Below are 12279 nucleotides of genomic sequence, written 5' to 3' on the forward strand. Positions count from 1 at the left end.
GGACCATTTGGCGCGGTTTGTGGCTTTCCGGAACCGCGCCGCTTGAACTGAAGTTACAGTCCGGTTTCCTGCGCGATCTGCGCGCGGGACTTGCGCGCCCGCTCTGTCGCGGATTTCAACTGGCCACAGGCGGCCATGATGTCTTCGCCACGCGGGGTCCGGATCGGCGAGGCATACCCGGCCTTGTAGATAATATCCGCGAATGCGTGAATGCGGTTGTTTGACGATCGTTCATATGGCGCGCCGGGCCATTCGTTGAACGGAATCAGGTTGATCTTGGCAGGGATGCCCTCGATCAGCTTGATCAGCCGATGCGCGTCCTCGTCACTGTCATTCACCCCTTTCAGCATCACATACTCAAACGTAATCCGTTCAGAGTTCGACAGCCGCGGATAATCGCGAAGCGCGCCCAGAAGCGTTTCGATATTCCAGCGCTTGTTGATCGGCACCAGCTTGTCGCGTACCTCGTCCGTAGTGGCGTGAAAGCTGACGGCCAGCAAACATCCGATCTCTTCCGCCGTCTTGGCAATCTCAGGGACGACTCCGCTGGTCGACAGCGTGATGCGGCGGCGCGACAACGAGATCCCCTCGGGGTCCATCGCAATCTTCATCCCGTCGCGGACGTTCTCAAAGTTATATAGCGGCTCTCCCATCCCCATCAGAACGATATTGGACAAAAGGCGGGGGCCGGCGTCGTTGGCACCGACACCGGGCTTCGGCCATTCGTCCAGATCGTCGCGCGCCAGCATGATCTGCCCGACAATCTCGGCGGCAGTCAAGTTGCGCACCAACTTTTGCGTGCCGGTGTGACAGAATGAACAGGTCAGCGTGCACCCGACCTGAGAAGAAATGCACAGCGTTCCGCGATCCGTCTCGGGAATATAGACCACCTCTACTTCATGCCCGCCCGCGATCCGCACCAGATATTTGCGCGTGCCGTCATTCGACACCTGCCGTGTCACCACCTCTGGCAGTGAAATCACGAAGGTCCGCGCAAGCATCGCCCGGTAGTCCTTGGACAGGTTGGTCATGCGGTCGAAATCGCGCACGCCCCAATGATAAAGCCATTGCCAGATCTGCCCGGCGCGCATCTTGGCCTGTTTCTCGGGCGTTCCCGCCTCGATCAGCGCGGCGCGCAGCCCGTCCCGCGTCAACCCGACAAGATTCACCGGCCCTTCCGGCATCTTGCGTGGAATGGTGGCAACGTCTTGCGTGATCGGCGCGCTGGCAGGCATGGTTTACGTCCTTTGAAGGTGGATGCGGGTACATATAGGATTCGCGCGGCAAAGCCAAAGGGCCAAGTGCGAAAAGGCCCTTCCGATGCGGAAAGGCCTGCTTCATTGTCACAGTGGCATCGGAAAAGCGTTAGCTGGAGCAGCGCTTTTCCGCATCTTCGATCGCGGCCGTGAACCCCAGCAAAGAGAACGTGTCCTTGGTCTGTGTCCCGCGCGAGGATTGTGCCGTCAGCACCGCATCGGCACCGCGCTTCATCGCAGCCACGATCTTGCCGTCATCCTGCGGCGATGCGGGCCACGCCCATTCGCCATCGGTGATCAGTTCGAATTCCGTGCCGCCAATATTGACGTTGACGGTTGATCCGCCCGCGAAGGGATACCCGCCGGTAAAGGCCAGCTGGCCCTGCACTTCGGCACCGGGGCGATAAAATACCATCAGCAGAATGTCGCCTCGCGTCACGGCCACGACGCGCCCACCTTTGGTGTTGACGCTTTCCTTGTAGGTCGTGACAGCCCAGCATTCGCGGGGGTCGCTGCCCTCAAAAACGCTCCAATCGGTGATCGCGTTGACCTGATTGGTGCTTTCTTGCTGCGCGGCAACGCCAGTCGCGGCCAGTGCCATGAAAGCCGCGGCTGCCAAACGCGCAAAACGTGAAATCATATGTCCAGCCTCCAGCTGTCCTAAGCCTCAATTAAGTTCAGATGTCCCAACCGTCCAGCGGCCTTTGATTATTGCGGGAAACACCCGTTTCCTTCTCGACAAAAGCATTCTAGCCTGAATCGCGATACGGACGAAAGACCCCGGTGGCATAAATTCGCCGTGACCGCGCCCAGACTGCAAAGGCCCGCTTATGACCCAACCTCAACCAATCTGCGAAGCCTGGCGCGGCCCCTTGCTGGAAAGCCAGCATCTGGGGCACATCGTGGTATGCGATGGCTCCGGTCAGGTGGTTCAGGCGATTGGCGACCCCGAGGCCGTGATTTTTCCGCGCAGTTCGTGCAAGATGATCCAGGCGCTGCCCTTGGTGACTTCCGGTGCCGCCGATGCGCAGGGTTTAAGCGAAACGCGGCTGGCGCTGGCCTGCGCCTCGCATTCCGGCGCGCCGCTGCATGTGGCAGAGGTCAAACGCTGGCTTGCGGATCTTGGTCTTGGCGATGACGACCTTCGCTGCGGGACCGAGCCAAGCCGCGACAAGGCCCTGCGCTTTGAGATGATTCGCGACGGCCAGAAACCTTGTCAGGTACATAACAATTGCTCGGGCAAACATGCGGGGTTTCTGACGCTGTCGCAGCATCTTGGTGCAGGCGCTGACTATGTCGACCCGGATCATCCCGTGCAGACGGCCTGCCGCGACGCATTTGAAGAGGTCACCGGCATGACCTCGCCGGGCTTTGGCATTGACGGCTGCTCGGCACCGAATTTCGCGACGTCAATGCATGCGCTTGCCCGTTCAATGGCGTTTTTCGCCACAGCCCACAGCCGGAACGACCCGCTAAGCCGCGCCGCTGCCCGTCTGGCCGCCGCCATGCGGGCCTGGCCGGAACATGTTGCGGGAAAGGGCCGCGCCTGCACTCTGCTGATGCGGGCCGCGAAAGAGCCGCTGGTGGCCAAGACCGGGGCCGAGGGCGTTTTCATCGCCATTCTGCCGGGCCGCGGCATGGGCATCGCCGTCAAGGCGGCTGACGGTGCCACCCGCGCTGCCGAATGCGCCATCGCCGCGACATTGGTTCAGATGGACGTTCTGGATGCGGACCATCCGGATGTCGTGAGCTTCATGACACCGACATTGCTGAACCGGCGCGGGCTGGAGGTCGGCTTTATCCGCCCTCCGCACACGCTTTTTCCGGCCTGAAATCTACGACACGAATTCCGACTTTGTATAGCCTTGCAGGTAAAGAAGCGCTGTCAGATCGCCGTGATTGATACGGAGATTACACTGCGCCTGCACGCTTGGCTTGGCATGCAACGCCACACCGATCCCGGCGCGCCCCAACATGCCGAGATCGTTGGCCCCGTCACCCACCGCGATCACATCCGCCTCTGTAATCCCCAGCCTTGCAGAGATTTGTTCCAGCGCCTCGATCTTGGCTTCACGTCCCAGAATGGGCCGCCCAACGTCGCCGCTCAGCTTCCCATCAGCGACAATCAACGTATTCGCGCGATTTTCGTCGAACCCCAATAGGGATGCGACCCGCGCGGTGAAAGCGGTAAATCCGCCAGAGACCAGCGCCGCATAGCCGCCCTGCGCCTTCATCGTCGCGACCAGTTGCGCGCCGCCGGGCATCAGCGTGATGCGCGCGTCCAACACCTTGTCGATCACCGCGACATCCAGCCCTTCAAGCAGCGCCACCCGTTCGGTCAGCGCGCCTTCGAAATCCAGTTCGCCGTTCATCGCGCGTGCGGTGATGTCCTTGACATGGTTCCCCACGCCAGCCTCTTCGGCCAGTTCGTCGATGCATTCCTGCTGGATCATAGTCGAGTCCATATCAGCAAGCAGCATTTTCTTGCGTCGGCCTTCTGCGGGTAGAATCACCAGATCGACACCCTGCTGCTGAAGATCTTCCCAGACCTGCCAAAGGTTGCCCGGAACATGTTCCAACGCAAATTCCGCCGCCTCGTCTGGCGCGAGCCAGTTGACATCCCATCCGCCCCAGGCATTGCGCAACGCTTCTGCCAATGCCGGGTCCAAGCCACCCTGACGCGCGATCAAAACTGCTATATGCATGGTCGGCTCCGCTTTAACTGCTGCACCTGCTTAACCATGTGCTGGCAAAAACCTCCAGCCCCGAGCCTGATCCGACTTCTGAATTTCAGCCTCCGTCACGCGGGCGCAGGCAATGAAGCCGTTATCTTGACGCATAACGTCTGGCTCCGCGTCGGGACTGGGTTCTTTTCATCGCAGTTACCGCAATCCGGTCAACGGGTGCTTGAACCCGAAACCCGGCAAAAAGGAACCCAAACTTGACGCAAAGGGAAATCGCCCTGACGGAAAGGGGCCTCTGTCGTGACTACGCACATAAGCATTAAAGTGGTGAGCCGTGATGGGTTCGAACCATCGACCTACTGATTAAAAGTCAGTTGCTCTACCAACTGAGCTAACGGCCCACTAGGCGGCGTATCTAGAAAGAGAGATGGGGACCGTCAACCCCGAAAATCCTCTTTTCCATTCGAAAGGTAAATAAGTTGTCCCGAACGACGACGGACCAGCAGGCCGCGCTCGTGACAAGACTTCATCTGAAAGCAACATCATTCACGCAGATCCGATGAAGCAAGCCCTTGCTAGCGGTGCCGCGACTTATCCAGGCACATACAGGACGAATATTTCGGGTTCTCCAGTCACGCGTCCATTAAAGCGGCATGGGCCATCTTACCGCCGCCCCGATGTCCGCTGTTCTTGCTCCTTGCGCGGAAAGGTGCGATTTCATGGACGCAAACCTCTGACGGCGCTTCCGATGCCTTTCACCAGACACGAGGACACGACACAATGACCGGCTATCTTTTTGACGCCCCAAAGGTAAACGCGATCCCTGTAACCGGGATGTCCGCGCGTTTTCCGATTCACCGGATCTTTTGTGTCGGTCGCAACTATGCCGCCCACGCGGCCGAAATGGGCAACGAGGTTGACCGCGACGCTCCGTGGTACTTCACCAAAACCCCTTCGGCCTATGTGGCCAGTGGAAGTACCGTGCCCTATCCGCCGGGCACGAAGGATTTTCACTACGAAATGGAACTGGCAATTGCGATCGGCGCACCGGCATTCCGAGCAAGCCGCGACGAGGCTGCCCGCACAATCTTTGGCTACGGCTGCGCGCTCGACATGACGCGGCGCGATTTGCAACAGGTGGGCAAGGACCACCGCCGCCCCTGGGATCTGGGCAAGGACGTGGAAAACGGCGCGGTCTTCGCGGCGCTCAGTCAGGCAGAAGATCTGGGTGCATTGGGTCCGCAGCGCATTCATCTGGAAGTGAACGGCGAGACGCGTCAGGACGCCACCCTCGCCGAGATGGTCTGGTCCGTTGACGAAATCGTCGCGCACCTGTCCACCTATTATCATCTGCGTGCTGGGGATGTCATTCTGACAGGAACACCGGCGGGCGTAGGGCCGGTGGTTGCGGGCGACCGCATCACCGGCGGCATAGACGGGCTGGAGCCAATTGCGCTGACGCTGAGCGAACCTGAATGACCATCACAGCGGGGCATACCCCAACCGCCGCCTGTCCCAACGTCCTCTAGCGCTTTGATGTTTATTCAGAAATCGCTATGATCCAAAAAACCTCGGCCCGCCGGGGAACGATGTCCGACGACGCAGGAGGGTTGCTTGGCCGACGACATGCTGAAAATAGCGCTGGAGGGCAATGTCGCAACGCTGACGATAGATCGCCCCGGCAAACGCAACGCCATGTGCGATCAGTTGGTGAACGAGATAGACGCCTTCTTTTCCAACCCGCCGGAGCAGGCAAAGGTGGCGATCCTGACCGGGACCGGGGGGCATTTCTGCTCTGGTCTCGATCTGGAGGAACACACTGCGCGTAGTGGCGAAGACACGCTTTATCATTCACGGCACTGGCACAGTGTGATGGACAAGATCCAGTTTGGCCGTTTACCAGTCGTTTCGGCGATGTACGGTGCCGTCATCGGCGGCGGGCTTGAGATCGCGGCCGCCACGCATGTGCGTATTGCCGAACCATCGACCATGTTCCAACTGCCAGAAGGCCGTCGCGGCATCTTTGTGGGCGGCGGTGCCACCGTTCGCGTGGGCCGGATACTCGGGGCGGATCGCATGACAGAGATGATGTTGACCGGGCGCAAATATTCCGCCGATGAAGGTCTGGCGCTTGGCCTGTGTCATTACAGCGTGGGCGAAGGCGAAGCGATGGAACTGGCGCGCGAATTGGCGGGCAAGATCGCGCGCAACGCGCCGATGTCCAATTACCTGATGATCAATGCGATCTCGCGGATCGACGATATGTCCAAGACCGATGGGCTTTTCGCCGAAAGCCTCTGCGCCGCGCTGTCGGTGACCACGCCTGACGCCGCCGAAGGGCTTCGCGCCTTTCTGGACAAACGCGCGCCAAAGTTTCGCTGAACGCCAAGCCTGACCCCCAGGTCATCCGTTGTGGCAGAGAATTACCCGCCCCGGTCTTGGCCGGGGCCTCTGCACCCCCTACCTAAGCGACAACCGGAGGTTCTCATGCAGCAATTTTCCCTTCTCGACCTGTCGCCGATTCCCGAAGGTGGCGCCGCAGCCGATGCCCTTGCCAATACCGTCGATTTGGCGCGCGCCGCGGAACGCGCGGGCTATCATCGTTATTGGCTGGCGGAACATCACAACATGCCCGGCATCGCCAGCGCCGCGACCTCGCTTGTCATTGGCCATGTTGCCGCCGCGACGAAAACCATGCGGGTGGGTGCGGGCGGCATCATGCTGCCCAACCATGCGCCGTTGGTCGTTGCCGAACAATTCGGAACGCTGGCCACGCTTTACCCCGGACGGATCGACCTTGGTCTTGGCCGCGCGCCGGGCACCGACATGGCAACCGCCCGCGCCCTGCGCCGCCACATGGCACCAGAGGACAGCTTTCCGCAGGATGTGCAGGAACTACTGGGCTATTTCGCCGATCCGGCAGAGGGCGCACCGGTCAAGGCCATCCCCGGCGAAGGCACGCATGTGCCGGTCTGGATCCTCGGGTCCAGCCTGTATGGTGCGCAACTGGCGGCCTATCTGGGCCTGCCCTACGCGTTCGCTTCGCATTTCGCACCCGCGATGTTGGAAGAGGCGCTGGCCACCTATCGTGCCACGTTCCGGCCCTCAGCTCACCTTGACCGCCCGCATGTCATGGTCGCCGCAGGAGTCTGCGCCGCCAATACGGACGAGGAGGCGGCCTTTCTGAAATCCTCGCAGATGCTGGCCTTTGCCCGTCTGCGCACCGGCCGCCCCGGCAAGCTGCCCCGCCCAGTGACGGATGTCACGCAAGAGATACCGCCTGCGATCATGGCGCAGGTCGGTCACGCGCTGTCTGTGTCCGCCACCGGTTCGAAGGAGACGGTCACGCGGCAGCTTTCAGCAATCATCGAGGCGCATCAACCCGACGAGCTGATGGTCACGGGCATGATCCACGATCCCGCCGCGCGCATACGGTCCTTCGAAATCGCGGCAGATGTGCTGAAAGGCCTGCGCGTCACCCCTGCGGCGGCGTGAGCCTGTCATCCGCTTGACCTTCCGCATCCCCTGACAGAATCTGCGCGCAACCGCGCAAGGAGATCCCTATGACCAAGTCCCCCATTGATCCGCAACTGCTCGACCGTCTGGCAGAGGTTGCCGTCCGCACCGGGCTGAACCTGCAACCGGGGCAGGACCTTGTGCTGACGGCCCCCGTGGACGCGCTGCCACTGGTGCGCCGGGTCGCTGCGGCTGCGTATCGCGCGGGTGCCGGGCTGGTCACGCCGATCCTGTCCGATGCCGAGGTTATGCTGGCACGCTATCAAAACGCCACTGACGACAGCTTTGATCGCGCCCCCGGCTGGCTGTATGAAGGCATGGCGGCCGCCTATGACAGCGGCGCGGCGCGCATGGCCATCTCTGCCGATGATCCGATGATGCTGGCGGACGAGGATCCCGAAAAGGTATCCCGTGCGGGCAAGGCCAATTCCATCGCCTACAAACCCGCGCTCAGCAAGATATCCAATTTTGACATCAACTGGTCGATCGCCAGCTACCCCTCTGCCGGATGGGCGCGGCGTGTGTTTCCCGACTTGCCCGAGGATGAGGCGGTGGCCAAACTGGCTGACGCGATCTTTGCGGCGTCGCGCGTGACGAATGACGACCCCGTGGCGGCATGGGCGGACCATAACGCCACCTTGCGGGCGCGTACCGAATGGCTGAACAGCCAGCGTTTTGATGCGCTGCATTTCAACAGTCCGGGTGCAGATCTGACTGTCGGTCTGGCCGATGGTCACGAATGGCATGGCGGGGCATCCGAATCCAACAACGGGATCATCTGCAACCCCAATATCCCGACCGAGGAAGTCTTTACCACGCCCCACGCCGCCCGCACCGAAGGCCATGTCCGCGCCACGAAACCGCTGGCGCATCAGGGCAGCCTGATCGAGGATATCGAAGTCCGCTTTGAAGGGGGCCGGATCGTCGAGGCCAAGGCATCCCGAGGAGAGGCCGTACTGCACAAGCTGCTGGACAGCGACGAGGGTGCAAGACGCCTGGGCGAAGTGGCGCTGGTGCCGCATAGCTCTCCGATTTCGCAATCAGGCCTGCTGTTCTACAACACGCTATTTGACGAAAACGCCGCCTGCCACATCGCGCTTGGGCAGTGCTATTCCAAATGCTTCCTGAACGGGGCAGAGCTTTCGGAAGAGCAGATCACCGCGCAGGGCGGCAATTCCAGCATGATCCATGTCGATTGGATGATCGGCGGGGCAGAGACGGATATTGACGGCATCTTGCCCGATGGCACCACCGTGCCGGTGTTCCGCCAAGGCGAATGGGCGCAGTGATCCGACGGGACGTCCGCAGAAAACCGCTTTGCCGGACCGCATTTTAGACAAAAACGGGGCGTAGAGTCGGCGCTGGCACCTTTTCTTCAACGTCGGGGGGGGCGGTCGGCACTTGCAGCCGCAACGCTCTTGACCGGTGGTGAAGCCTTGATAGGTTCGCGCGGTCTGCCCCGTGCGATTTGCGACGTGACGGCAGAACAAAGGACGATACAGACGATGACGCAGGCAGACTGGATCGCCGTCGATTGGGGCACCTCCAACGTGCGGGCCTGGATCTTTGACGAAAGAAACGAGGTGGTCGCCACGGCGTCCAGCGACAAGGGCATGGGATCGCTTGATCCGGCCGGGTTTGAACCGGCGCTGATCGAACTGGTCGGTCAATATCTTCCCGAGGCTGGCACAGTGCCGGTGATCGCCTGCGGCATGGTCGGCGCGCGGCAAGGCTGGGTGGAGGCACCCTATGCCACATGCCCCTGCCCGCCGCCGGGTCTTGCAGACGCCGTATCGGCAACCGCTGCGGACCCACGGCTGGACCTGTCCATCCTGCCCGGCGTCAAACAGTCCGCCCCAGCGGATGTGATGCGCGGCGAAGAAACCCAGATCGGCGGATTTCTTGCGGCAGAGCCGGGCTTCGACGGCATCCTCTGCCTGCCCGGTACGCATACCAAATGGGTGCATATCAGCGCGGGCGAGATTGTCAGCTTTCGCACTTGCATGACCGGAGAGATCTTTGCGCTGTTGTCGCGGCAATCTGTGCTGCGGTTCGCCGTGACGGGCGACGGCTGGGACGCACAGAGCTTTCGCGCTGCGGTCAGCGATGCCATGTCATCGCCACAGAACTTCAGCGCGTGGCTTTTCGGCCTGCGCGCAGACTCCTTGTTGAACGGAACGGGTGTGGATGTATCGCGGGCGCGCCTGTCCGGCCTGCTGCTTGGCCTCGAACTGGCGGGCACCAAACCTTATTGGCTGGGACGTGAGGTGGTGATTGTCGGCGCGCCCGCGCTGAGCGATCTTTACGTCACGGCCTTGGCAGAACAAGGCGTCTCTGCGCGGTTTATGGACGGCGGCGACCTGTCGCTTGCAGGCATCCGCGCCGCCCGCGCACAGATGGAGAGCAGAACATGAGCCGAGAAATCATTGCCATCCTGCGCGGGGTACAGCCAGACGAGGTGCTGGAGATCGGCCGCGCGCTTGTCGATGCCGGGATTGACCGCATCGAAGTGCCTTTGAACTCGCCGGACCCACTGACGTCGATCGAACGTCTTGCGACGGGGCTGGAGGGACAAGCCACAGTGGGCGCGGGCACCGTCTTGACGCCAGAGCAGGTCACATCCGTTCACGAGGCAGGCGGCACGATCATCGTCTCCCCCGATTGCAACCCGGCGGTGATTGACCGGACCAAGGCGCTGGACATCCTGTCCTATCCGGGGGTCGCCACGCCGACCGAGTGTTTCACCGCGTTGCGCCACGGCGCGGACGGGCTGAAGTTCTTCCCGGCCTTCCTGATCGGCACCAAGGGGCTGGCGGCAATATCGGCGGTTCTGCCGCAGGGCACAAAAACCTATGCGGTCGGCGGCGTGGGCCCGGATAATTTTTCGGATTGGTTCGCCGTCGGTGTAACCGGCTTTGGTCTTGGAACCGGCATCTACAAACCCGGATTTTCCGCCAGCGATGTCGCAGAGCGGGCGCGGGCCATCGTGGCGGCCTATGATCGCAATGCATCAGGCAGGTGAACCGGCCCTGACAATCCGTGACACTGCATGGGGGCGACCTTGGCAGCTCGAATTCTGCCGCCGGGGAACTGCGGGACGGCAAGCGCAGATTGGAATTATGGACTACCCGCCGGATCGCTGCGATATTTGTTTCTCAAAGCATTCCCTTGCGGATGCCCAGGATCTGAAACAGGAACAGCTTCACCGATGCCCTCTTCTGCTTCATCCGGCCCCACTGCGCTGATCGTGGCGCATGGAAGCCCCTCTGATCCGGACGGACAGGAACGCGCGCTGGCGGATCTGGCCGCGCGCGCCGCAGCGCATTTGCCCGGCTGGCAGGTTTCCAGCGCGACGCTTGCCTGCAAAGGACGGCTCGAAGAGGAATGCGCGCGACTCGGCACGCCGATGATTTATCCGTTTTTCATGGCCGAAGGCTATTTCACGCGCAATGTGCTGGCCCAAAAATCCGCAGATCTGGGCCTGACCATGCTGCCGCCCTTCGGCGTGGACCCGGCGTTGGAAGACGTTGCCGAGACTGTCTTGCGTGATCGGCTTCGGGCGCTGGGTTGGGAGGTCGCGGAAACCGATCTGCTGATCGCAGCCCATGGCAGCGCGGTTTCCAAAACCAGCCGCAACAGCGCACAACGCTTCGCTAAGGAAATGATGGCGCGATGCGGTTTTCTCAGCGTCGCGACAGGCTATGTCGAAGAGCCGCCGTTTCTCGCGGACGCGGCCCGCGGCCTTGGCGCACAAAGTATCTGCCTTGCCCATTTTGCGCTCCGCTCCGGCCATGTCGAGGTCGACTTGCCCGAAGCGTTCGAAGTCGCCAGATTTCGTGGCCCAGTATTGCCACCGATGATCGAATGGCCCGAAACACCCGGACTGATCGCAAACAGCCTTCTGGCAGCGCATGCATCCTTGCCAGCGGGCCGACCATCCTGAGCGGGCAGGCGTGACCAGCGCAATTCAAGCGTCTTTGCTGCTCTCAGTTGGTGGGCAACGAGATTTAGTCTTGAAACGTGTTTTCCCTGCCCCGGCACGCCGTGCCTGGTGGCGGACTGTCAGTGCCTCACATCCTGCATGCAAGGCGACCGGACCGCTATGAAAATCTGCGGACCCGGGGCTTGAAATCACCGATTGCCCCACCCAATTCTTTCAGTGTCGGAACGCTGATGATCAGGTTCCGGCATAACTCACGGCCTGTCCGCACTTGGAAGGCCGCTATAGGTATCGCTCAATGGAGGATGACCATGCGAAGCTTTGATCTTGCACCGCTGTATCGTGCAACTGTCGGATTCGATCAGATTGCCGACCTTATGGACCGTGTTCTGACCAATGATGTCAGCCAGCCCAGCTACCCACCCTATAACATCGAAAAAACCGCAGATGACACCTACCGCATCTCAATCGCGGTTGCCGGCTTTAGTGACGCCGATCTGTCGGTCGAGGTAAAGGAACAGGCGCTTGTCGTGTCCGCCCGCAAGGCCGACGATGAGACTGCGCACAGCTACCTGCACCGAGGCATCGCCACCCGCGCGTTCGAGCGCCGTTTTGCGCTTGCCGATCACGTCCGGGTCATTGGGGCCAGCCATGCCGACGGTATGTTGCATATCGATTTGCAGCGCGAAATCCCCGAAGCGCTGAAACCGCGACGGATCGAGATTTCCCGTCAGAGCAAGGCGATCGACAAGGACGTCGTGGACGCCCAATCGGTGAACTGACCTTGCGCTAAAGCGGACAGGGCCAGCCCTGCCCGTCTACGCATATGCTTATCGAAGGCCCGACGCACCCCGTGACGCGTCGGGCCTTTTCGTTTTGTCCA

12 protein-coding genes and 1 tRNA gene are annotated in these 12279 nt (G+C 61.3%); 9 read left to right on the forward strand and 4 right to left on the reverse strand.

The window, feature by feature from the left end; genetic code table 11:
• Positions 1–53: 53 nt before the first annotated feature.
• Both rlmN and DMZ65_RS09945 read right to left on the reverse strand, forming a co-directional pair.
• A complete protein-coding gene (rlmN, locus tag DMZ65_RS09940) occupies positions 54–1235 on the reverse strand; it encodes a dual-specificity RNA methyltransferase RlmN (protein WP_116598764.1) in 1182 nt (393 codons plus the stop codon).
• Between the two features lie 130 nt (positions 1236–1365).
• Positions 1366–1896, reverse strand: coding sequence for an invasion associated locus B family protein (locus DMZ65_RS09945; protein ID WP_438942719.1), 531 nt, complete (start codon positions 1894–1896; stop codon positions 1366–1368).
• A gap of 190 nt (positions 1897–2086) precedes the next feature.
• On the opposite strand from DMZ65_RS09945, the gene DMZ65_RS09950 reads away from it, so the two are divergent.
• Positions 2087–3088 (forward strand): asparaginase, encoded by a 1002-nt coding sequence (locus DMZ65_RS09950; RefSeq protein ID WP_116598765.1) that lies wholly within the window; start codon positions 2087–2089, stop codon positions 3086–3088.
• 3 nt (positions 3089–3091) lie between these two features.
• Here the strand turns inward: DMZ65_RS09950 and serB are convergent, their stop codons facing one another.
• Entirely contained in the window at positions 3092–3961 is an 870-nt protein-coding gene (serB, locus tag DMZ65_RS09955; protein ID WP_116598766.1) for a phosphoserine phosphatase SerB, read from the reverse strand.
• A gap of 304 nt (positions 3962–4265) precedes the next feature.
• A tRNA-Lys gene (locus tag DMZ65_RS09960) sits at positions 4266–4341 on the reverse strand.
• A gap of 379 nt (positions 4342–4720) precedes the next feature.
• On the opposite strand from DMZ65_RS09960, the gene DMZ65_RS09965 reads away from it, so the two are divergent.
• From DMZ65_RS09965 to DMZ65_RS10000, 8 genes are all read left to right on the forward strand, one after another.
• Positions 4721–5419: a fumarylacetoacetate hydrolase family protein gene (locus DMZ65_RS09965; RefSeq protein ID WP_116598767.1), complete on the forward strand. Its 699-nt coding sequence runs from the start codon at positions 4721–4723 to the stop codon at positions 5417–5419.
• Between the two features lie 147 nt (positions 5420–5566).
• Positions 5567–6322 (forward strand): crotonase/enoyl-CoA hydratase family protein, encoded by a 756-nt coding sequence (locus DMZ65_RS09970; RefSeq protein WP_116598874.1) that lies wholly within the window; start codon positions 5567–5569, stop codon positions 6320–6322.
• 105 nt (positions 6323–6427) lie between these two features.
• Positions 6428–7435 carry an LLM class flavin-dependent oxidoreductase gene (locus DMZ65_RS09975; RefSeq protein ID WP_116598768.1) on the forward strand — a complete coding sequence of 336 codons (1008 nt, stop codon included), beginning with the start codon at positions 6428–6430 and terminating at the stop codon, positions 7433–7435.
• A 68-nt stretch (positions 7436–7503) separates the two neighbouring features.
• The gene (locus tag DMZ65_RS09980) at positions 7504–8745 is read left to right on the forward strand and encodes an aminopeptidase (protein ID WP_116598769.1); all 1242 of its coding nucleotides are present in this window, start codon (positions 7504–7506) and stop codon (positions 8743–8745) included.
• A gap of 216 nt (positions 8746–8961) precedes the next feature.
• Complete coding sequence (locus DMZ65_RS09985) at positions 8962–9870, forward strand: 2-dehydro-3-deoxygalactonokinase (protein WP_116598875.1); 909 nt, start codon at positions 8962–8964, stop codon at positions 9868–9870.
• Entirely contained in the window at positions 9867–10478 is a 612-nt protein-coding gene (locus DMZ65_RS09990; protein ID WP_116598770.1) for a 2-dehydro-3-deoxy-6-phosphogalactonate aldolase, read from the forward strand. Before DMZ65_RS09985 ends, DMZ65_RS09990 begins: the two co-directional genes overlap by 4 nt.
• Before the next feature lie 186 nt (positions 10479–10664).
• Entirely contained in the window at positions 10665–11399 is a 735-nt protein-coding gene (locus DMZ65_RS09995) for a sirohydrochlorin chelatase (RefSeq protein ID WP_116598771.1), read from the forward strand.
• A gap of 308 nt (positions 11400–11707) precedes the next feature.
• Positions 11708–12178, forward strand: coding sequence for an Hsp20 family protein (locus DMZ65_RS10000; RefSeq protein WP_116598876.1), 471 nt, complete (start codon positions 11708–11710; stop codon positions 12176–12178).
• Positions 12179–12279 lie beyond the last annotated feature (101 nt).

The sequence above is a fragment of the Primorskyibacter marinus genome (genome assembly GCF_003313245.1).
In the GTDB taxonomy this organism is placed as follows: domain Bacteria; phylum Pseudomonadota; class Alphaproteobacteria; order Rhodobacterales; family Rhodobacteraceae; genus Primorskyibacter; species Primorskyibacter marinus.

Bases quoted from the DNA above. Each gene is read 5' to 3' on its own strand.
- rlmN (WP_116598764.1), bottom strand. From the start codon at position 1,235: ATGCCTGCCAGCGCGCCGATCACGCAAGACGTTGCCACCATTCCACGC.
- DMZ65_RS09945 (WP_438942719.1), bottom strand. From the start codon at position 1,896: ATGATTTCACGTTTTGCGCGTTTGGCAGCCGCGGCTTTCATGGCACTG.
- DMZ65_RS09950 (WP_116598765.1), top strand. From the start codon at position 2,087: ATGACCCAACCTCAACCAATCTGCGAAGCCTGGCGCGGCCCCTTGCTG.
- serB (WP_116598766.1), bottom strand. From the start codon at position 3,961: ATGCATATAGCAGTTTTGATCGCGCGTCAGGGTGGCTTGGACCCGGCA.
- DMZ65_RS09965 (WP_116598767.1), top strand. From the start codon at position 4,721: ATGACCGGCTATCTTTTTGACGCCCCAAAGGTAAACGCGATCCCTGTA.
- DMZ65_RS09970 (WP_116598874.1), top strand. From the start codon at position 5,567: ATGCTGAAAATAGCGCTGGAGGGCAATGTCGCAACGCTGACGATAGAT.
- DMZ65_RS09975 (WP_116598768.1), top strand. From the start codon at position 6,428: ATGCAGCAATTTTCCCTTCTCGACCTGTCGCCGATTCCCGAAGGTGGC.
- DMZ65_RS09980 (WP_116598769.1), top strand. From the start codon at position 7,504: ATGACCAAGTCCCCCATTGATCCGCAACTGCTCGACCGTCTGGCAGAG.
- DMZ65_RS09985 (WP_116598875.1), top strand. From the start codon at position 8,962: ATGACGCAGGCAGACTGGATCGCCGTCGATTGGGGCACCTCCAACGTG.
- DMZ65_RS09990 (WP_116598770.1), top strand. From the start codon at position 9,867: ATGAGCCGAGAAATCATTGCCATCCTGCGCGGGGTACAGCCAGACGAG.
- DMZ65_RS09995 (WP_116598771.1), top strand. From the start codon at position 10,665: ATGCCCTCTTCTGCTTCATCCGGCCCCACTGCGCTGATCGTGGCGCAT.
- DMZ65_RS10000 (WP_116598876.1), top strand. From the start codon at position 11,708: ATGCGAAGCTTTGATCTTGCACCGCTGTATCGTGCAACTGTCGGATTC.